This is a genomic window from Actinoplanes aureus, from assembly GCF_015704865.1.
Classification (GTDB): Bacteria; Actinomycetota; Actinomycetes; order Mycobacteriales; family Micromonosporaceae; genus Actinoplanes; species Actinoplanes aureus.
In genome coordinates this window covers 505,528-525,047 of sequence record NZ_JADQTO010000005.1, presented here as the reverse complement: position 1 = coordinate 525,047, position 19,520 = coordinate 505,528, and the positions used below count along the sequence as shown (strand labels likewise).

The 19,520-nt window shown below is 70.7% G+C and carries 18 protein-coding genes; 13 read left to right on the top strand and 5 right to left on the bottom strand.

Going from position 1 to position 19,520, the window contains the following annotated elements; translation table 11 throughout:
• The 5 genes from I4J89_RS13920 to I4J89_RS13900 are packed head-to-tail and all read left to right on the top strand — an operon-like array spanning nt 1 to nt 4,033.
• Nucleotides 1-774 carry a molecular chaperone DnaJ gene (locus I4J89_RS13920; protein ID WP_196414321.1) on the top strand — a complete coding sequence of 258 codons (774 nt, stop codon included), beginning with the start codon at nt 1-3 and terminating at the stop codon, nt 772-774.
• Between the two features lie 11 nt (nt 775-785).
• Nucleotides 786-1,040, top strand: coding sequence for a hypothetical protein (locus I4J89_RS13915; protein WP_196414320.1), 255 nt, complete (start codon nt 786-788; stop codon nt 1,038-1,040).
• Entirely contained in the window at nt 1,033-1,638 is a 606-nt protein-coding gene (locus I4J89_RS13910) for a hypothetical protein (protein ID WP_196414319.1), read from the top strand. The genes I4J89_RS13915 and I4J89_RS13910 overlap by 8 nt, the downstream gene beginning before the upstream one ends.
• Nucleotides 1,635-3,332, top strand: coding sequence for a DUF8588 domain-containing protein (locus I4J89_RS13905; RefSeq protein WP_196414318.1), 1,698 nt, complete (start codon nt 1,635-1,637; stop codon nt 3,330-3,332). Before I4J89_RS13910 ends, I4J89_RS13905 begins: the two co-directional genes overlap by 4 nt.
• A complete protein-coding gene (locus I4J89_RS13900; protein WP_196414317.1) occupies nt 3,329-4,033 on the top strand; it encodes a hypothetical protein in 705 nt (234 codons plus the stop codon). Before I4J89_RS13905 ends, I4J89_RS13900 begins: the two co-directional genes overlap by 4 nt.
• A gap of 682 nt (nt 4,034-4,715) precedes the next feature.
• On the opposite strand, the gene I4J89_RS13895 is transcribed toward I4J89_RS13900, so the two are convergent.
• On the bottom strand, nt 4,716-4,889 hold the full coding sequence (locus I4J89_RS13895) for a hypothetical protein (protein ID WP_196414316.1): 174 nt from the start codon (nt 4,887-4,889) through the stop codon (nt 4,716-4,718).
• Between the two features lie 112 nt (nt 4,890-5,001).
• Between I4J89_RS13895 and I4J89_RS13890 the strand changes: the two genes are divergently transcribed.
• Nucleotides 5,002-8,352, top strand: a complete 3,351-nt coding sequence (locus I4J89_RS13890) for a WD40 repeat domain-containing protein (protein ID WP_196414315.1) — start codon at nt 5,002-5,004, stop codon at nt 8,350-8,352.
• 40 nt (nt 8,353-8,392) lie between these two features.
• The gene (locus I4J89_RS13885; protein WP_196414314.1) at nt 8,393-8,764 is read left to right on the top strand and encodes a VOC family protein; all 372 of its coding nucleotides are present in this window, start codon (nt 8,393-8,395) and stop codon (nt 8,762-8,764) included.
• Here the strand turns inward: I4J89_RS13885 and I4J89_RS13880 are convergent.
• Nucleotides 8,739-9,203, bottom strand: a complete 465-nt coding sequence (locus I4J89_RS13880) for a hypothetical protein (protein WP_196414313.1) — start codon at nt 9,201-9,203, stop codon at nt 8,739-8,741. The genes I4J89_RS13885 and I4J89_RS13880 overlap by 26 nt on opposite strands.
• Nucleotides 9,204-9,225: 22 nt before the next feature.
• Here I4J89_RS13880 and I4J89_RS13875 point away from each other — a divergent pair, with 22 nt between their 5' ends.
• The gene (locus I4J89_RS13875) at nt 9,226-10,101 is read left to right on the top strand and encodes an IPT/TIG domain-containing protein (protein WP_196414312.1); all 876 of its coding nucleotides are present in this window, start codon (nt 9,226-9,228) and stop codon (nt 10,099-10,101) included.
• A gap of 152 nt (nt 10,102-10,253) precedes the next feature.
• Here the strand turns inward: I4J89_RS13875 and I4J89_RS13870 are convergent, their stop codons facing one another.
• Nucleotides 10,254-12,476, bottom strand: a complete 2,223-nt coding sequence (locus I4J89_RS13870; protein ID WP_309238306.1) for a putative bifunctional diguanylate cyclase/phosphodiesterase — start codon at nt 12,474-12,476, stop codon at nt 10,254-10,256.
• 81 nt (nt 12,477-12,557) lie between these two features.
• Between I4J89_RS13870 and I4J89_RS13865 the strand changes: the two genes are divergently transcribed.
• On the top strand, nt 12,558-13,991 hold the full coding sequence (locus tag I4J89_RS13865; protein ID WP_196414310.1) for a GGDEF domain-containing protein: 1,434 nt from the start codon (nt 12,558-12,560) through the stop codon (nt 13,989-13,991).
• A gap of 1 nt (nt 13,992) precedes the next feature.
• Here I4J89_RS13865 and I4J89_RS13860 read toward each other — a convergent pair whose 3' ends face one another.
• Together I4J89_RS13860 and I4J89_RS13855 are read right to left on the bottom strand one after the other, a co-directional pair.
• Nucleotides 13,993-15,303, bottom strand: a complete 1,311-nt coding sequence (locus tag I4J89_RS13860; RefSeq protein ID WP_196414309.1) for a WD40 repeat domain-containing protein — start codon at nt 15,301-15,303, stop codon at nt 13,993-13,995.
• 6 nt (nt 15,304-15,309) lie between these two features.
• Nucleotides 15,310-16,095 carry an IclR family transcriptional regulator domain-containing protein gene (locus tag I4J89_RS13855; protein ID WP_196414308.1) on the bottom strand — a complete coding sequence of 262 codons (786 nt, stop codon included), beginning with the start codon at nt 16,093-16,095 and terminating at the stop codon, nt 15,310-15,312.
• A gap of 100 nt (nt 16,096-16,195) precedes the next feature.
• Between I4J89_RS13855 and I4J89_RS13850 the strand changes: the two genes are divergently transcribed.
• From I4J89_RS13850 to I4J89_RS13835, 4 genes are read left to right on the top strand one after another with little or no spacing between them, the layout of a single operon-like run.
• Complete coding sequence (locus I4J89_RS13850; protein ID WP_196414307.1) at nt 16,196-17,158, top strand: ABC transporter substrate-binding protein; 963 nt, start codon at nt 16,196-16,198, stop codon at nt 17,156-17,158.
• Nucleotides 17,155-17,958, top strand: a complete 804-nt coding sequence (locus I4J89_RS13845) for an ABC transporter permease (RefSeq protein WP_309238305.1) — start codon at nt 17,155-17,157, stop codon at nt 17,956-17,958. The genes I4J89_RS13850 and I4J89_RS13845 overlap by 4 nt, the downstream gene beginning before the upstream one ends.
• On the top strand, nt 17,955-18,722 hold the full coding sequence (locus tag I4J89_RS13840; protein ID WP_309238304.1) for an ABC transporter permease: 768 nt from the start codon (nt 17,955-17,957) through the stop codon (nt 18,720-18,722). Before I4J89_RS13845 ends, I4J89_RS13840 begins: the two co-directional genes overlap by 4 nt.
• A gap of 10 nt (nt 18,723-18,732) precedes the next feature.
• Entirely contained in the window at nt 18,733-19,506 is a 774-nt protein-coding gene (locus I4J89_RS13835; RefSeq protein ID WP_196414306.1) for an ABC transporter ATP-binding protein, read from the top strand.
• Nucleotides 19,507-19,520: the final 14 nt, after the last annotated feature.

Sequence of the window (19,520 nt, the reverse complement as noted above, 5' to 3'; positions counted from 1 at the left end):
ATGTGCAATCCCCGGCGCATCGACGTCACCGCGACGCAGCACCTGCGGGAGGCATGGGAACACGAGGTCCGGCGGGCGGCGACGATCAGCGGTGCGGCGACCGGGCGGGCCCGGATCGTCGAGTCGCTGGACACCACGCTCGGCGCACCGACACTCGCCGCGCTGGCCCAGACGCTGGACCGGGCCGACGGGTGGGTGCTGGACGGCGACGTCTACCGCTACGAGATGGCGGGCGGGTACGTCGCGTACCACACCGACACCTGTGAGCTGGAGATCGTCGCTGTGCTGGCCGAGGAGCTCAGCGCCACGGGCGAGGCGTCCCGGACCGTCAGCGGCGAAGTCGACCGGGACATCGAGGCGTCCGGCTCGGGCATCCACTACGACGACAACTGGGGCGGCATCACCGAGGACGACGCCCGCCGCGAAGCGGAGCGCCAGGCGCAACGCAACCTCTCGGCCGCCCGCGAGGAGGCGCTCTCCGCGGCACAGACCGCGGCGGCGGCGGAACATCTCGCCGACCTGGACGCGTCCGCCCGGGCCGCCGCCACCGCCGAACTCGACCGGCTGGTCGGGGAACGCTCGGCCCAGCTGAACGAGGCCGCCGCCGAGTCGCTGGCGGCGATCGGCGTACGGGGACGCAACGAGTTCCACCGCGTGCTCGCCGAGGCCTACCGGGAAGCGGTCCTCGCCTACGCCCGGGTCCGCGGCGCCGACTCCGTCCACGTCGTCGAGTCGGACGGCGTGCTGGAGATCGAGTTCGAGATCCAGGCCTGAGGAGGTCCCCGATGCGGCTACGCGTCCGATTCCGTTATCGCGCCGACACCGGCGAGGTGGAGGTCTTCACCGTCGACGACGTGGAGGGTGGTCCCCGGGCCGCCGACCACGACGCCCGGCACGACGCGGCCACCCGCGAGGTGGCCCGGGTGGTCGACCCGTACGCGTCGATCCACGAGGTGGGCGGCGCGGCGCCGGCCGCCGTTCCCCCGCTCACCCTGCCGCCCGACGACGAACAGCGCCGATCGGAGCCGATGCGTGACTAGGCCGTACCCCCCGAATTCGGCCTGGTCCCAGGCCGCCCAGTGCTACGAGCAGGCCGGCCAGTACGGGAACGCCGGTCGCTGCTACGCCAACGCCGGCAACTTCTCGCTGGCCGCCCGCGCCTACCGGGCCGACGGCAACCTGCGGGCCGCGGCCCGGATGGAGAACGAGGCGGGCCGGCACACGTTCGCGGCCTGGACCTATGTGCACGAGCTGGGTGACCTCGACGCCGCCCGGATGTCGCTGCGGCTCCCTGACACCCGGAGAGACTGGACCGAGGACGGGTCCACCATCGACCTGCGGCGGCGCCTCGTGGAGACTCGCTGCGCCCTCGCCGAGGACGCGCCGGCCGACATCGTCCTGCCGGTCCTCACCGACGTTCAGAACCACCTGGTCGCGATGGCCGCCTTGGTCGTCCGCGTGGCGGCGCTCCAGGACTGGGCGATCGCCGTCGCCGAGGCCGCGAAACGATTCGACCAGGTCGCCCTGACGTTCGCGGCCGCGGTTCGCGGTGGTGACCCGGCCGCCGCCGAGCGGTGGCGCCGATGGGCCCTGGACCGATACGGGCAGACGATCGTGATCCCGAGGGCGGCAGGGTGAACTGGTTCCGCCGGCGCCCCTCCGCCGAACCCACGTCGCCGCCGGCCCCGCCGAGCGTGCCGCCGCCGCGCACCCACCGCGCGGGTGGCCCGATCGAACGCCTCCCACCCGACCCACCACCGCCGCTACCGGCGGTCACTCCCCCACCGCTTCTTCAGCCGTCACCTCCGGCGCCGGTCCCGGCATCGGACGAAGTCTTCGTTTGCCTGCCCGACGCGAGCCGGGCGCTGCGCTGCCTCTCCCTGCTCGGCGGCTCGGAAGACCGGATCTACCAGCGCGGCAGCACGTGGTGGCTGCACACCGAGGCCGACCTCGACCTGGTCCGGACGGCCGCGTACGGCGCCGGTGGCCGCATCTATGCCCGGCACGACGACCTGCTGTTCCTCCACCGCCCGTTCGGCGGCCCGGTGTCCGGCAGCGACGGCATCGCGGTGAGCGTCCTCGAACCCAGCGACATCACCGAACTGGTCCGGCACGCCCCGCTGGCGCCCGTCCGGAAGGCGCCGCTGCACGACGCCGCCGTGCTCACTCCCGGCGTGACCACGGAGGAGATGGTGCACCGGGCCCTCGAGCTCGACCTGGACGTCTGGCAGCGACCGGTCCGGCTGAGCCCGCTCGGCGCCCACGACGAGGGTGAGACGGTGATGCTGGAGGTGACCGTGCGCGCCGGCGGCGCCCGTACCATCCCGGCCGGGCTGTTCGCGGTCGCCGACCGCCTCCCGCTGACCACCGCGTTCCGGCGCGCCGGCGAACAGGGCGGCCTGCTCGTCCAGCACGGCGCCGGCCTGCCGATCGCGGACTACCAGCTCTCCGCGCTGCTGCCGGCCGGTGGGTGGGCGCTGGCCGACGAGGCGTTCGGCGCCTGGCGTGTCGAACCGCTGGGCGGGCATCAGCCGGCCGCCTCCCTGATCCGGGTGGCCACCGGCTTCGAGCGCCAGCACCAGGAGCCACTCGGCGACCACGGTACGACCACGAACGCACCACTGCGGGTAATACCCCGCCGGAGCCCCGGCCAGCGGGTCGACGCGGTTCTCCTCGACGACACCGACCTCGTGCTGGTGCCGCTGATGCTGGAAGGTCACCCGCTCGCCGAAGCCGCGCTGATCATTCGTGGCCGCGATCGCCACCTGCTCGTCGCCGCCGGTGGCCTGCTGGTCGACGTCGGCATCGGCACACCGCTCACCTGCCTCGGCCCCGGGCCGCTGTTCCTCCCGATCGGGTCGGCGCTCAGCCCCGAACTGCCGCCGGCCGCCCGCCGTCGCCTGTTCCTCCCGGACGACCGGCACATCGTGGTGATCCTCGACGGCGCGGCCCTGCACTTCCCGATCGCCGGACGGCGACCGGTCTGGGAACTGTGGGCCCCGGAACGGCCGCGCATCGACCTGCAACTGCCGCCCGCGACCGCCGAGGCCCTTACCGAACTGACCCGTGAGCAGGACATCCCGCGGCCGGAGGCACCGCTCGTACCCCTGCCGCAGCCGTTCCCGTCGCGCCCGGCCACGTCGCCCGACGACTGGCGTGAGCAGGCCTGGCAAGCGGAACGCAATGGCGACCTGGCCCAGGCCGCGGCCCTGCACCGGGCACACCACCAGCCGCTGCAGGCCGCGAGGCTCCTCGAACGGCTCGCGTTGGAGCGTGACGCCGAACGCCCCGGTGGGCCGCCCGATCCCCGACTCCCGGAGGGACCCCCATGACCCCACTCACCGCGCCCGCTCTGGAGGCACAGCCGCTGGACCTCGACCTCGAGGCCACCACCGTCCGGGGGAAGGACGAGGAGGTTTCCGACTCGCCGGATCTCTCCGGCCGGGTGTTTCTCGGCGGTCCGGTGTCGCTGCCGATCACGGCCGCTGACGCTGACGACGCCGGCCTGGTTCGCTGGCTGAAGGCACAGGAGCAGCGGTACCGGTTCTGGCGGATGCACCTGGAGGTGACCTTCCAGACCCGCGACGGCGATCCGCCGTTCGAGGCGGCGGCCGTGCAGCTGGACCTGGCGTCCCGGCAGGAACACGCCGATCCGCCGATCACCTGGTCGATGGCACCGCGCCTGCTGAGCGACGACGTCGAGGTGGTCCGGCGATGGCAGCTGGGGCCGGAACTCGGGCTGGCCGACGTCACGGCGAACGTCGGGAACATCGGCCGCGAACGCAGGACGACCGAGGGCGCCGTCTATCTGGAGGCCGTCCGCCTGTTGCGGCCGGACGCGGCCTGGGAATTCCGGCGGACGAAGCAGCGCCCGCTGAGCGGGCTGCCGGAGCCGCTGGTGGCGATCGTACGGGCGCCGGTCGGCCACTCCGTGCAGGCGGTCGTCTCGGTGCGGGCCACGGTGCGTGAGCGGCAGTTGTTCAGATATCGGTCGCGGTCGGCGACGCCGGTCCTGTTGAGCGCCGAGCTGTGACGGCGCCGGGATCCGCCGACGGGGTACGGGCGTGGGCGGAGGCGCACGCGCGGACGGTCGGCCGGGCGGGTTCCGCGGCCGGCGGCCAACCGCGACGGGCGCCGGCATCCCGCCTGCCCGACCGTGACCCGGAGCCGCGGATCATCCGGACCATCGACGCGGAACTCAATCTCTCCGCCCTCCTGTCCACGTCCATGCCGGACGGCCGGACTCTGCTCGCCGGCCTGGACTACCGGGGGAATCTCCGGATCTGGGACGCCGGTACCGGTGAGGTCCTGTGCGATCGGAACGATTCGGTCACCGAAGCGGTGTTCGCCTCGATGCCCGGCGACGATCCCGTATTGATCACGGGATCGACGGACGGGGTGGTCCAGATCCGTGATCCCGCCTCGGGGGTACCGCGCGAGACGATCGCGACCACCGACGACGAGCCGTTCTCACTGTCCGCGTATCGCCGGGACGACCTGCTCTGGATCGCATTGGGAGACACCAGTCGCGGCATGCGGGTGATCACGGCCGACGGGACGAGTTTCCTCGAAGACGGGCGTACGCACAGGCCCCTGGGAAAGACGATCTTCGCCGATACGGCCAACGGTCTGTGGTTGATCGTGGCCGACCAGAGAGGCGGGATCTCCATCCGCGACGTCCGTACCGGCGAGCTCGTGCACTCGTTCCAGTCCGATCAGGAACGCATCATCGAGATGGCGGCCGTCCGAAGTCCCAGTGGCAGACCGATCCTGGTCACCGTCGGCATCGCTACGTCGGCGGTGAAGGCGTGGGACCTGATCGACTTCACCCAGGTCACCGAGCTCGAGGGCTCGACGTCGATCTCCTTCGGCGGAGCGGCGATCGTCAACCGAGCCGGCGATACGCTGATCGCGGTCGCCACCGGAAACGGTTACAACCTGTGGAGCCTCGGGACCGGCCGATGTCTCGCCGAGATCGATGTCAACTACGGCCTCTACGAGATGGTGTTCGCCGAGGTCGACGGCCGGCTCATGGTGGTCACCGACCGCTATGGCGAGGCACTCCACCTCTGGGACATCTGGAGCGAGGAGAGCGAAGAACCGGAAGTACCGAAAGTGCCGGTCGGAGATGACGTTCTCTTCACGGCGGAGCGCGAGGATCTGCCCTTCGAGAGCGATGTCACGGACGTCTGGAGCACCTCACTCCTGACCTCACCTCACCATCCGACCCTATTGGGTATCAGCGGCAAGAGTGGTCGTTACGAGATCTGGGATCTCGATCATCGCCTGCTCCTGGCTCAATCAGACATCAACCCGTCAGGAGACATGGGGCTGCCGTTCTGCTTGATCTCGTTGACCCATCTTGACGAACGACCGGTCGCCCTGATCGCTTCGGATTATTCGCCGTTCACAGTGATCGACGCACTGTCGGGAGAACAGCTGTGCTCTGTTCCCCATGAGATCGACCTCCTCGGCCTGCCGGACTCTGTTCTGGCCGATGGAAGATCTGTTGTCGCCCTGATCGGTGACTCCGAAGTGCCCATCATCGAGATTCCGTCCGGCCGCCAGATCTCCGTGGTGTACTCAGCGGCATCGACCACCGAGCGAGGATTCTGGATTTCCCGCCCGGACGCTGACCCACTCCTCGTCCTCTCCAGCGGCGCAGGGGGAACAGTTGAAATGTGGGAGCCGGACGACAACACAACGCCGAGGACTTTCAATTTCCCGCGCGACGACGTGGCACAGGCCTGGGCGCTCCTGCCGGACGGCCGCTCCTGTCTGGCGCTGGGCGATGGGGACGGCGCCGTGACGTTGCGGGATCTCGACCGGAACGAGCTGATCAGCGAGCGCGTTTTCGAGCCCGGATCGAGTATCTCCAGCCTGAGTTTCGTCGACGTCCTCGCCGGCCGAGCCGTTCTCCTGATCGCCTCCAAGTCAGGACGGTATTTCCTCTGGGATGTCACCGCCGACACGATCCTGGCGGAAAGCCCGGGTAGCGGCGAGCCGCCACTCGACATAGGAATCGCGATGGCGGGTGACTCCCTTCTCCTGGCGGGACAGAAAGCCGGAAACAACGGAGCCGAACTCATCCGGATCCGGATGTCGCCGGAACGGCGCCCCCCGGTCGGCACACTCGACGCCGCCGGACCCGCCGAACGCACGACCCTCGGCGGCAGAAACGCGGAAGACACTCTGCACGCCGTGGCCGGGATGCACCTGGCGGACGGCAGCCTGCTGGTTGCCGCCTCCGCCGTCGAGGGTCCGGTCGAGGTTTGGAACGGCATCACCGGGGACCGGATCGCCGCCTTCGAACATGGGCTCGGGCGAGCATGGAGCCTTGAGTTCGTACGTACCCGTGACGGTGAGGTCCGGATCGCCGTCGGCGGCTACCAGCAGGTGCGGCTCTACGACCTCGACGGCATCCCGGCCACCGACCTGGAGACCGATTCCGACAACTGGGGAGACTTCTACGCGGTCGATTTCATCGAAACACCCGAGGGAGTCCCCTTGGTCGCCGCGGCCGGCACCTATTTCGGTGTGGGATTGTGGGACGCGGACACCGGGCGCCTGTTGGCTCGGATTTCCCATCCCGAACCGATGACGCTGGCATTGGGCAGGCGACCGTCGGGCGAGGCCGTCCTCGCCGTCGGCGACAGCACCGGTGAGGTCAGTGTCATCGACGTGACGACCAGGACGTCTCTGGCCAGATTTTCTACCGGCGTGTACGAAAGTGTCAGCTCAGTGGCGATCACCGTGATGCCGGACGACCAGATACTGATCGGCACCGCGCAGAGCCACGGAGTGGACATCTGGGACGGCGGATCAGGAGATCGGTTGCGCCGGGTCGAGACGGCCGGCTTCGGATCGCGCGACATCAGCCAGGCGGAAAATGGCGAGCTCTTCATCCTCGCCAGTGGCTCCGGCGATGGGGGCGTGCTCGAGGTGGTGCACGCCCCGACCGGCAAGATCGTGGCGTCGATCGAATTGCCACCGCCCGGCCAGTCCCAGCCCGACAAGATGTTCGCGAAGGTGGTGGACGGTGACCGCCTCCTGGTCGTCGTTCCGGCCAACGGCGGAACGCATCTGATCAAGCAGCCTCTGCGAGTGGACGGCGGCGTCGACACCGGGACGGCCTGGTCGCCCGGGCAGGACATTCCGGCGAGCGCCGATGCCCTCGTCAGTCTGGTCGACACCGGTCTGCAGCCGCCGCTGAGCCTCCTCCACGAGGCGACGCAGCTCATCGGCGGCGGCACCGGCACCTCCGAGCTGGCGGGCCTCGCCGATCATCCCGGCGTTCTCCGGCTTCGTTCGCTGGGCTGGCCGCCTGAGGCCCGAGCAGGCTTGGCCGCCCTGCTACTGCGCGACCTCCCTCCGGATCCCGCGTTCAGCGCGCCCGACAGCACACGGACCGAGCTGCGGGCCGCGTTGAGCAGGGCACTTTCCGGCGATCCCGTGCCGCCGGCGGCACCGCCGGCACCGCTGGCCCTGGTTCGCGCCGGAGCGGACCGGATCGATTCCGGCCTCATGACGCTGCTCAGCATTCTCGGCCCGGAGGCGGTCGCCGCCGACCCGGGACTCCCGCTGCGGATGGAACAGCACGGCGGGTCGCTTCCCGACCTGAACCTCGACACCCGCATGCTCCTCGCCCGGGACATCGGGGAGCTGGTATCCGAGTCGGGCACCCGGTCGCTGACCACACGCACGCTCGGCGAACTGGCGGGCACGAGCCGCCACGGCCCGGTCTCGAAGCTGCTGCACTTCCAGCTGGCCCTGCCAGCCGACCTGTTCCGGATGCAGCTGGCGCAGGACAACCTGCTGTACCGGATGCACGTGACGTCGTCGGACACCGAGCCGCCGTCGATCGCCATCGTCCTGGACACGTCACCGGCGACGTTCGGCCCGATCGAGACGGTGCTGCGTTCGGTGGGGCACCTGCTGGCGTCGACGGTTCAGCACGCGTGCCTGGTTCGCACCGACATGCCGGGGCAGGCGCAGCCCCTCACCGACCGGACGAGTCTGCTCGCGATGTGGCTGGGGCGAGGTCTGCACCGGCCGGACCTGGCGGCGGCGATATCGACCGCGGCCGCCTGCGGGATGGAGCTCGTCGTGGTCCTGACCGAGCATCACGCGGCGCGGGAACAGCAGCTGCCGGTCGACGCCCGGACCCGGCTGCTGACGACCCACGCCGGCGACCCGCCCGTCCGCCGGTCACGCACGCCGTTCCATGTTCATCTGCCGCCGGGGCCGACGCCGGCCGCACTGGTCGGGGCCGCGATGAGCCTGATCGTCCCCGATCCGCCGTGGAGCGGCGAGGTGCGTCCCGCCAGGGCGCGGAGCCGCACGAGACAGTAGCCGTGAAGCGGACACGCCCGCCCGATGGAGGCCCTTGATCGTGAAAGCAGCACAGATCGCCCAGTACGCCGCGGACCTGCCGCGCGCCACCGCCTTCTACACCGACCTGCTCGGGGCGGCGCCCATCGCCTCGTTCGATCCGCCGGGGCTGGTCTTCTTCGATCTGGACGGGCAACGCCTGCTGCTCGACCGGGGCGCACCGCCGGCGCTGCACTACTACCTGGTCGACGACGTCGACGCGACCGTCGAACGGCTGCGAGCGGCCGGCACACCGGTCGAGAGCGAACCGCATGTGATCTTCACCCACCGCGACGACCTGCTCGGCCCGTCCGGCACCGAGGAGGTGCACGCGTTCGTACGCGACACCGAAGGCAACCTGGTCGGCCTCATCGAGCACCGAGCCCTCGGCTGAACGACCGGTTCGACGTTCTTCGCAATTCCGGACCAACCTGAACGTTACGCTGCCTGGTGGCCCCCTGGCGTCGCAACGAGCCGCAGGAGGATTGCGTAGTCATGTCGCCATGTGTGAAGACCGTGCTCGCCTCGATCGCGGTGACCGCCACGGTACTGGCGGCCGCCGGAACGCCGGCCTCGGCGGCCGCCTTACCGATGTCACTGAGCAGCAGTTTCGGGCCCAGCGGAGGCGGTGGAACGATCATCGGCTCGGTCACTCCGAACACGGCGGTGCCGGCACCGTTCCCGACGGCCCCGGCGGTCCAGTTCCAGTACATCGGGTCGGGATCCACCAGCTGCAGCGCGAAGGCCAGGGCGAGAGCGCAGATCGCCGCGACCGGTACGGCGACGACCGCCGGTGTGCTGACCGTCGAGCCGGCCGATGTCAAGCGGGTCACGTCCTGGAAGATCGTATTCAAAGTGCCGTCCACGGCCTACCAGGCTGAGAACTTCAATACCAGCGGACTGGTGCTGGCCGGGACGCAGACGCAGGCCAAGTGGGCCGTCTGCGCCTACGACAGCGACAGCACCACTACCAGCACCCTGCTGGCGACGGCCCTGTACACGCTGACGCTCAAGCCGACCATCACCTCGATCAGCCCGAAGAGCAGCCCGGCGGCGGGCGGACAGCTGATCACGGTCACCGGCACCGGCTTCGCCCCGGTCACGACTCCGATCACCGCGACGGCCGGCGGGATCCCGCTCACGAACATCAAGGTCGCGGCGAACGGCAACAGCTTCACGGCGACCACCGGGGCGCGGGCCGCGGACAGCAGCCTGCCGCTGATCGTGACGGCACCGGGTGGCACGGTGAGCAGTCTCGATCCCGACAACAACGGCCTGCCTCAGGACGGCGACCCGGCCACGGCCGACGCCCCCATCGCGTTCTCCTACAGCAACGGCATCACGATCACGCCGAACACCGGCGCCGTAGGCACCATGGTCACCATCGATGTCACCGGCGCGGGCTTCTCGCCGCTCGACTTCGAACCGACCGGCGGCGATCCGACGAGTGCTCTGGCGCATGTCTTCCTCGTCGAGGGCGCCTACAACTCCGCGACCAATCGAGGCGTGGCCGAGTGCGTCGTCGGCATGGTGGTGAGCGACACCCAGCTGGTCTGCGACCTTGACCTGGCCGCGAGCAAGCTCAACCCGACCACCAGCGGGTCGCAGGGTGTCCCGATAGCCGAGGACGCCTACATCCTGACGGTGGTGCAGGACGGTTCACTGGGCGCCGTCGGCGCGAATCCGTCGATCATCAGCAGCGGCGCCGCGTTCGTCGTCGGGCCCTATTGACGGCCCGGCCGCTGTCGGTGAGCTCGACGACGCTGGCGCGCTTGTCCGAGGGGTCGGGCCGGCGCCGGATGTGGCCGGAGGCCGGGATCGCCCTGGCCCTCGCCGCGGCCGGCCGGCTGCTGCCACGGCGTCAGCACCGCTGATCGCCAGGGTCACAGCCGGACGGCGGGCTCCACGTACGGCTCGAAGCTGGGTTCCGGCACCGGACGGCCGAAGTGGTAGCCCTGTGCGTACGGGTAGCCGAGGTCGCGCAGGTAGGCGGCCTGTTCGGCGGTCTCCACGCCCTCGGCGACGGCGCGCAGGCCGAGGCCGTTGCTCACGTGGATCAGCGCGTCGACGATGACGGCGCGGCGGCCGGCCGTGGTGATCTCGTCGACGAACGACTTGTCCACCTTCAGCACGTCGACCGGCACGGTACGCAGCAGGCCCAGCGAGGAGTGCCCGGTGCCGAAGTCGTCGAGGGCTATCCCGATCCCGGACCGGTGCAGGGTCTCCACCGCCTCGATCGCGGTCTGGCCGGCGAACAGGGCGGTCTCGGTCACCTCGACGAGCAGCGCGTTCGGGGCGACACCGGTCTCGGCCAGGATGCCGATCACGACGTCCGGGAAGCCGGGTTCGTTGAGCTGGCGGGCGGAGACGTTGACGCTGACGTACTCCGGGGCGCGGTCGCCCAGCTCGTGGCACCAGGTGGCGAACTGCCGGCAGGCGGTCCGCATCACCCACTCCCCCAGCTCGACGATGAGCCCGTTGTCCTCGGCGACCGGGATGAACGCGGCGGGACTGACCGGGCCGCGTACCGGGTGGTCCCACCTGACCAGGGCCTCGACGGCCGCGATCCGGCCGCCGCGCAGTTCGACGATGGGCTGGTAGAAGACCCGGAAGTCGCCGTCGTCCAGGCTGTGCCGCAGGTCGGCACCGAGCCGCTCGGCGGCTTCCGCGCGTTCGTCGAGCTCGCAGCCGTACGCCACGAGTTGCCCGCCGGTGGCCTTCGCCGCGTAACGCGCGGTGTCGGCCCGGCGGATCAGCTCGATCGCGTTGATGTCGCCGGTGGCCTCGGCGACGCCGAGCCGCGCGTTGAGCAGCAGCTCGTGCTCGCCGGCCTGCACCGGACGGCGCAGCATCTCCATGAGCCGGGTGGAGACGGTGTCGCCGTCGCCGGGCAGCGTGTCGCGGACCAGCACGGCGAATTCGTCGGCGCCCATCCGGGCCACCACGTCCCCCTCGCGGACGCATTCGTGCAGCAGCCCGGCGACTGCGATCAGGGCCTGGTCACCGACCGCGCGGCCGAGCCGGTCGTTGACGTGCTTGAACCCGGCCAGATCGATCATGACGAGCTGGCAGTTGCCGTCGGCGACCGCTTCGGCGGCCCGCCGTTCCAGGTCGCGCCGGTTCGGCAGGCCGGTCAGGTCGTCGCGCATCGCGAGTTCGCGCAGCTGCCGGGCCTGCGTGTCGACCCGGGCGATGTAGCCGGACATCCGGGTCGCGACCAGCACGAACAGAGCCATCGAGCCGACGCCGATGACGGCCCAGCTCAGCTCGCCGCCCGCCCGTTCGCCCTGCACCAGCAGGATCGCCGGGACCATCAGCATCGAGGCGGTCAGAACGATGAGGCGGCTGCGGCCGAGGGTCTCGCCCGTACCGATCGCTGGGCGGCTCATCGACGGGTGCAGCGCCGCCGCGGCCCAGAACGCGTACGCGGTCAGGTAGCCGGCGAAGACCAGCTGGCCGGTGTATGACAGCGCCGCCGGCAGCAGGGCGTACCCGATGTTGCACGCGAGGGTGATCGCGCTGCCCGCGGTCAGCAGCCAGAGACTGGGAGTACGGGATCCGCGCCGGAGCAGGATCGGGGTGATCACCGCGCAGAGCAGCACGCCGACGATGAGGTTGGCCGCGGCCGCCGTACGGACGAGCGGCGGTGTCGTGGTGTCCGTGACAACCGGCTCGATCAGGAACGTCCAGTAGGCGATGCCGACCGCGACCGCGATGATCGCCGAGTCGATCAGACTGCCGGACCGGACGCTGCCCTGGCGGGTGAGCCGGAACAGGGCCAACGTCAGCAACGGATAGGCGCCCAGGTAGCAGGCGTCCGCCCAGGAGGGGTACGGCAGATCCCGCAGTACGAGCAGCTGCCAGGCGTAGATCAGGTCGCCGAGCACCCACAGGGCGATTCCGGCGGCGAAGACGTACCACAGGTTCCGCGAAGCCGGCCGGTACGCGCGAACGCCGGCCACCATCAGCGCGCACGATCCGGCCGAGACCGTCGTGGAGACGGCAACGGACAGCCAGCCGTACGGCAGCAGCGCGTAGGCCACCGCGGCGGCGATCCCCGCGGCCAGCCACAGACGCCACCAGGGGCGGAGCCGGAAGTCCGTCACAGTTTGTCTTTCGGCGAGTGATCCGCGAAGTTGAGGCCTGGTCCTCATGTCGGCCCGCCGGCTGCCGAAGAGGGCGGCGAGATGGATGTGATGACGCGGGCCTGCCTTGGCCTCTTCGCCATGGCCGCGACCTGGTTCGCGGTCAACCTGGTGCACCCCGTCGGTCCGCCGGAACTGTTGTGGATCACCATCCCGCTCTACGGTCCGCTGGTCGCGGCGATCTTCTGGTCGACCGCGCGCAAGCCGGAGCTGCCGGCGCCGACCCGGCGGTTCTGGCGTCACCTGTCGGCGGTGCCGTTGCTGATCGGCGCCGGGCAGACCGCACAGGCCGTGGACGTGCTCACCCATCCTGGTTCGCGAGCCTCGTACACCGGGCCGCTGATGCTGGTCTTCGACGGCGTCGCGCTGCTCTGCCTCAGCTACGCCCTCAGCCGGCTGCCGGTCGGCGGTGAGCAGCGCGGCGCGCTGGCCCGGGTGGTCCTGGACGCCGGCAGCGTCGCGCTCGCGGCGGCCGTGTACATCTGGCACTTCGGCACCCGGCAGGCGATCGCCGCCGGCGTCACCCCTCCGGTTCTCGCGTCGCTGGCCCTGGCGGTGCTGGCGATCCTCGCGGTGTTCGCGCTCGCCAAGGCGGTGCTGGCCGACTACTCGGCGATCGACGAGCGCGGTCTGCGCCTGCTCGCGGCCGGTGTCCTGATCGGTGCCCTGGCGCCCATGCTCCAGCCGGTGGTGGCCGCCGCCGACGAGCGGTTCTACGTGGGGCAGGTGCACCTGCCGGCCGTGTTCTGCCTGGCGGCACTGGCGGCCCGGGCGCAAGGGCGTTCGCCGGCGGCGGCCCGCGGCCGGGCTGCCCGCAAGCGCCGGCGTCCGTACAGCCTGCTGCCGTACGCGGCGGTCGCCGGGGTGGACGGGTTGCTGCTGTGGGAGGCCTGGACCGGCGGCGACGACATCGTGGTGGTGGCGTCCTGCGGGGTCGCCCTGACCGCGGTGGTGGTGGTCCGGCAGATCTCGGCGCTGCGTGACAACAGCCGGCTGCTGGCCCAGGTGAACCACGCGGCGTCGCACGACGCGCTGACCGGCCTGGCCAACCGGGCGCTGTTCCAGCGGCGGCTGACGGAGGCGCTGGCCGGCCCCGGCCCGGTGACCGTGGCGCTGCTCGACCTGGACGGCTTCAAGCAGGTCAACGACACGTTCGGGCACGAGGCCGGTGACGCGCTGCTGGCGACGGTCGCCGGGGTGCTGCGCGAGTGCGTGCGGCCCGGTGACACCGCGGCCCGGCTCGGCGGCGACGAGTTCGTGCTGGTGCTGGAGGGCGCGGACCGCGCCGAGGCGAGCCGGACCGCCGAGGCGATCGCGGACCGGCTGCGACGCGACCGGGTGCGGCCGATCCGGGCCAGCATTGGGCTCGCCTGCGGCGTCGCCGGCGAGGATCCGGTCGAGCTGCTGCGGCGCGCGGACGCGGCGATGTACGCCGCCAAGAAGATTCCCGGTACGGCGTACCAGCACACGGCCTGAGTCAGCTGCGGCGGCGCACCCGGCGTACGACGAGCAGGACGAGCCCCGCGGCGCCGAGGGTCAGCGCGACGATCGGGACCAGGGCCACGCCGATGACGCCGCGGGCGGGGAACGGAGCTGCCCGCGGGGTGGGTCCGCCGAAGCGGCCGGCCTCGAGCAGGTCGCGGGCGACGTCCATGGTCAGTACGCCGTCGGGCGGGTCGAGCAGGGTACGCGTACCGCCGCCCGGTTCCAGCGCGAGCAGCGTGATGTGCCCGGTCTCCTCCCAGCCGGTGTCGTTCCAGTACTCGTCGTCGCTCGCCCGGTACGCGTCGTCCTCCGGCTGGTGGCGGAGCACGACGAGGTCGCGTCCCCGGCTCCAGCCGAGCGCGCGGACCGCGGACCCGGTGACCACGGGCAGGCGCGGGCCGGCGGCCGGGCGGCCGGTGGCGGCGTCCAGGTAGCTGAAGCTCCACTCGCGGGCGGCGAGCGCGTCCCGGTCGCACTCGGTGAGGCAGCCGTTCAGATCCGCGATCGCGATCCGGGTGCCGTCCGGGCTGAAAGCCCCGGCCCCGGCCAGATACCGGTTCCCCTCCAGCTCGGTGCTCCAGACCACCCGGCCGGTACGGTCCAGCAGCCGTACCGTGCCGCCCTCGGTCAGGACGACGCGCTGCCCGTCCGGCGAGAACGCGCCCCGCGACGCGGTCCGCAGACGCTCCCAGGCGGAGTGGCTCGCGCCGAGGACGGTGACCCGATCGCTGCCGAGGTCGAGCAGGGCCGGCCGGACCGTCGCCTCGCCGTCCTCGGGGTAGTCGTCGTAGACCTCGACGAGCATGGACCGGCCGTCCGGCGCCCAGGCGACCGGCACGCAGCATCGGCCCTCCGGCTGCCCGCCGTGATAGATCGTGCTGCGACCGGTGGTCAGATCGACGATGTCGAGCCCGGTCTGGTTCGCGGTGGAGCCGATCAGGTACTCCTGGGCGGCGCGGCGGCCGTCCGGGGAGAGCAGCACGTCCTCGCCGGCCATGATGCTGTTCTTTCCGCCGTAGAGCAGGGTGCGGTAGTCACCGTCCCGGCCGACCGCGGCGATCTTGCCTTCCGAGTCGTAGATGTCGCTGCCCTGGAAGCCGCTGGTGTCGCCGCCGATCAGCACCGACACCGGGCCGGGCGGGTCCATCCGCACGGTGGCCTGCCACAGGTACGGCAGGGTCAGGCCGCCCGGGACCACCTCACCGACCGGCTGCGGCCGCTGCCATGGCCGGGTCAGCCCGGCCAGCACCAGCGCGGCGACCAGCAGGCTCACCGCGGTGCCCGCCACGATCTTCTTGAGCACGGCGGTTCAGAGTACGGAGCGGTTCGGGGCGGCGATCCGCAGGTCGGCCTCGATGGCGGCGGTGGCGGCGAGCAACGGTGGCAGCAGCCGTTCGCGGATCTCGTCGACGGTGGCCCGGGCGGCGTGCACCGAGACGTTTACCGCCCCGGCGGCGGCACCGCTGCGGTCCCGGACCGGCGCGGCGATCGCCCGCAGGCCCTCCTCCAGCTCCTGGTCGACGATGGCGTGGCCGTCCGCGCGTACCCGGTCGAGTTCGGCACGCAGCGCGGCAGGCGAGTGGACGGTGCGGTCGGTGAGCGGCTCCAGCTTGGCGCGTGTGAGGTACGCCTCAAGTTCCTCGCACGGCAGGGCGGCGAGCAGCACCCGGCCCATGGCGGTCGCGTACGCCGGGAAGCGGGTGCCGACGTTGATCGCGACCCGCATGATCCTGCTGGTTGGGACGCGAGCGACGTAGACGATGTCGTCACCGTCGAGCACCGACATCGACGACGACTCGCGCACCTCGGCGACCAGGCGCTCCAGGTGCGGCTCGGCGACCTCGGGCAGGGACTGGCTGGACAGGTACGCGTAGCCGAGCTCGAGTACCCGCGGGGCCAGGGAGAACAGCCGGCCGTCGGTCCGCACGTACCCCAGATCGGTAAGAGTGAGCAGAAATCGCCGCGCCGCGGCGCGGGTCAGACCGCAGGCCCGCGCGACGTCACTGAGCGTCAGTTCGCGATGTTGTGCGTCGAATGCACGGATCACCGCGAGCCCCCGCTCGAGCGATTGGACGTAGTACGGTTCCCGCGGCATCAGATGATCGAGACCAATCGTTGACGTGACACGGGGCACATCATAGCGTTCTTCATGAGAACTCTTGTTCGTAGAGCGCACAGAATTCTAAGGAGCAGATATGCGGCGTCTTCTCTCGGGGATGGCGGCATTGGCGCTGGCCGGTTCACTGGCGGCATGTGGCACGTCCAGCGACTCGGGCAGCTCGGGCGACTCGGGCGGCGTCGACAAGGTGAAGGTCGGGGTCATCCCCATCATCGACGTGGCCCCGATCTATCTCGGTCAGCAGAAGGGGTTCTTCAAGAACCGGAACATCGAGCTGACCATGGAGTCCGGGCAGGGCGGCGCGGCGATCGTCCCCGGTGTGGTGAGCGGCCAGTTCCAGTTCGGCTTCAGCAACTTCACCTCGCTCATGATCGCGCAGACCAAGAACGTGCCGATCAAGACGGTGGCCGCCGGTGTCGCCTCCACCGGTGAGCAGGGCAAGGACTTCGGCGCCGTGGTGGTGACCAAGGACAGCCCGATCAAGACCGCGGCCGACCTGGTCGGCAAGAAGGTCTCGGTCAACACGCTGAAGAACATCGGTGACACGGTGACCCGCGAGTCGGTGCGCAAGGCCGGCGGCGACGGTGCGAACGTCAACTTCGTCGAGATGCCGTTCCCGAACATGCAGGCGGCGCTGGAGAAGGGCGACGTCGACGCGGCGTGGGTGGTCGAGCCGCAGCTGTCCACCATCAAGGCGGCCGGCGGCCGGGAGGTGGCCTCGACGTTCGTGGACGCCGCGGACGACCTGACCGTGGCCGCGTACTTCACCTCCACGAAGCTGCTCGCCGACGACGCCGACCTGGTCAAGCGCTTCACCGAGGCGGTCAACGAGTCGCTCGCGTACGCCGACGCGAACCCGGAAGAGGTCCGGACCGTCCTCAGCACCTACACCAAGATCGACGCCGCGCTCGGCGCCAAGCTGGTCCTGCCGAAGTGGCCCACCCAGATCAACGAGCCCTCGGTCCAGACCCTGGCCAAGCTCGGCGAGGGCGACGGCATCTTCTCCGGCACGCCGGACCTGGAGAAGCTGCTCCCGTGACATCGGTACGCCGTGGTAGCCCGGTCCGGCTCGGCAGTCCCGCCCTCCTGGGCGCTGCCGGGCTGGCCGGGTTGCTCCTCGTCATCGAAATGCTGCCCCGCCTCGGCCTGGTCGACGACAGGTATCTGCCGCCGACCAGCCGGATCGCGGCCGCCCTGGCCGACGAGACGGGCAACCCACAGTTCTGGGCCTCGCTCGGTGACACCCTCGTCGCCTGGGCGCTGGGCCTGGCCATCGCGGTCGGTGCCGGCGTCCTGGCCGGCATCGTGATCGGCTCGATCCCGGTGCTGCGGAACCTGACCGCCTCGACCGTCGAGTTCCTACGGCCGATCCCGTCGGTCGCGCTGATCCCCCTGGCCGTGCTGCTCTATGGCACCGACATCGGCTCCACCCTGATGCTGGTCTGCTACGCCGCCTTCTGGCAGGTGTTCGTGCAGGTGCTGTACGGGGTGGCGGACGTCGACCCGGTCGCCTACGAGACCGCGCGCAGTTTCCGGTTCTCCGCGTGGGCCCGGATCCGGCACGTGCTCTGGCCCACCGCCCTGCCGTACGTCTTCACCGGGGTCCGGCTCGCCGCCTCGGTGGCCCTGGTCCTGGCGATCACGGCCGAGCTGGTGATCGGCGCGCCGGGGCTGGGCAAGGAGATCGCGGTCGCGCAGGCCTCCGAGGCGGTCCCGACCATGTACGCGCTGATCGTCGTCACCGGCATCCTCGGCGTGCTGATCAACCTGCTGGCTCGTACCGGCGAGCGCCGCCTGCTCGCCTGGCACCAGTCGGTCCGGGGAGAGGTGGCCACGTGATCAAACGTGTTCTTTATGTCGTCGCGCTGCCGGCAGTGCTGTTCGGGGCGTGGTTCGTGCTCAGCGACAACAGCGAGAGCTTCTACTCGCCGCCGCTGCGCGACATCCTCACCGCGTTCGGCGACACCTGGTCGGCCGACCGGCTTCGCGCCGACGTCGTCCCCAGCCTGCTGCGGCTGTTCGCCGGTTACCTGCTCGCGGCGGTCATCGGTGTCGCCCTGGGCGTGGCGATCGGCCTCAACCGGCGGCTGCGGGCCACGGTGGAACCGGTTCTGGAGTTCTTCCGGGCGATTCCGCCGCCGGTGCTCGTACCGGTCATCATGCTCTTCGCCGGCATCGGCGACGGCATGAAGGTGATCGTGATCGTCTTCGGCTGCATCTGGCCGATCCTCCTCAACACCGTCGAGGGGGTGCGCGCGGTGGACAGCGTGGTGCTGGACACCGCCCGCGCGTACGGGGTGACCGGCCCGGCCCGGCTCACCAAGGTGATCCTGCCGTCGGCGGGCCCGCAGATCGCGGCCGGACTGCGCCAGGCGCTGTCCATCGCGATCATCCTGATGGTGATCAGCGAGATGTTCGCGGCCAGCAACGGTCTGGGCTTCACCATCGTCCAGTTCCAGCGCAGCTTCGCGATCCCCGAGATGTGGAGCGGGATCATCCTGCTCGGCCTGCTCGGCTTCGTGCTGTCGCTGCTCTTCCGGCTCGCTGAGCAGCGGGCGTTGCGGTGGTACGAGGGCCTGCGCGCGGCGCAGCGCCAAGGGTAGGAGGTCGACGATGCTCGAGGTGAAGGGCCTGCGAAAGGTCTACCGGTCCGGGAGCCGGGAGGTCGAGGCACTCCGCGACCTCACGTTCACCGTGGACAACGGCGACATGGTCTGCCTGGTCGGGCCGTCCGGCTGCGGCAAGACGACCCTGCTGCGCTGCATCTCCGGTCTGCTGGACCCGACCGGCGGCGACGTGCGGGTCAACGGCAAGGCGGTGGACGGGCCGCCGCCCGGCATGGCCGTGGTGTTCCAGGAGTACGGGCGCAGCCTGTTCCCCTGGATGAGCGTGCGGGACAACGTGGAGCTGCCGCTCAAGCAGAAAAAGGTGGCTCGTTCCCGCCGCAGGGAGCTGGTCGACGAGGCGCTGGACGCGGTCGGGCTGACCGGCACCGAGTCGGCGTACCCGTGGCAGCTGTCCGGCGGCATGCAGCAGCGGGTGGCGATCGCCCGCGCGGTGGCGTACGAGCCGCAGACGCTGCTGATGGACGAGCCGTTCGCGGCGGTCGACGCGCAGACCCGCGCCGACCTGGAGGACCTGGTCCGCTCGCTGTGGAAGCGGCTGAACGTGACCATCCTGTTCGTCACCCACGACATCGACGAGTCGGTGTACCTGGGGCAGCGGGTGGTCATGCTGTCGTCGTCACCGACCGTGGTGCAGGACGAGCTGATCATCGACCTGCCGGCCGAGCGGGACCAGCTGCACACCCGGGCCGACCCGCGCTTCGTCGAGCTGCGAACCCGCGTCTACGAGCAGATCCAGCTGGCCAAGAAGGCCGCCAGGTAGTACGGCCCGGACAT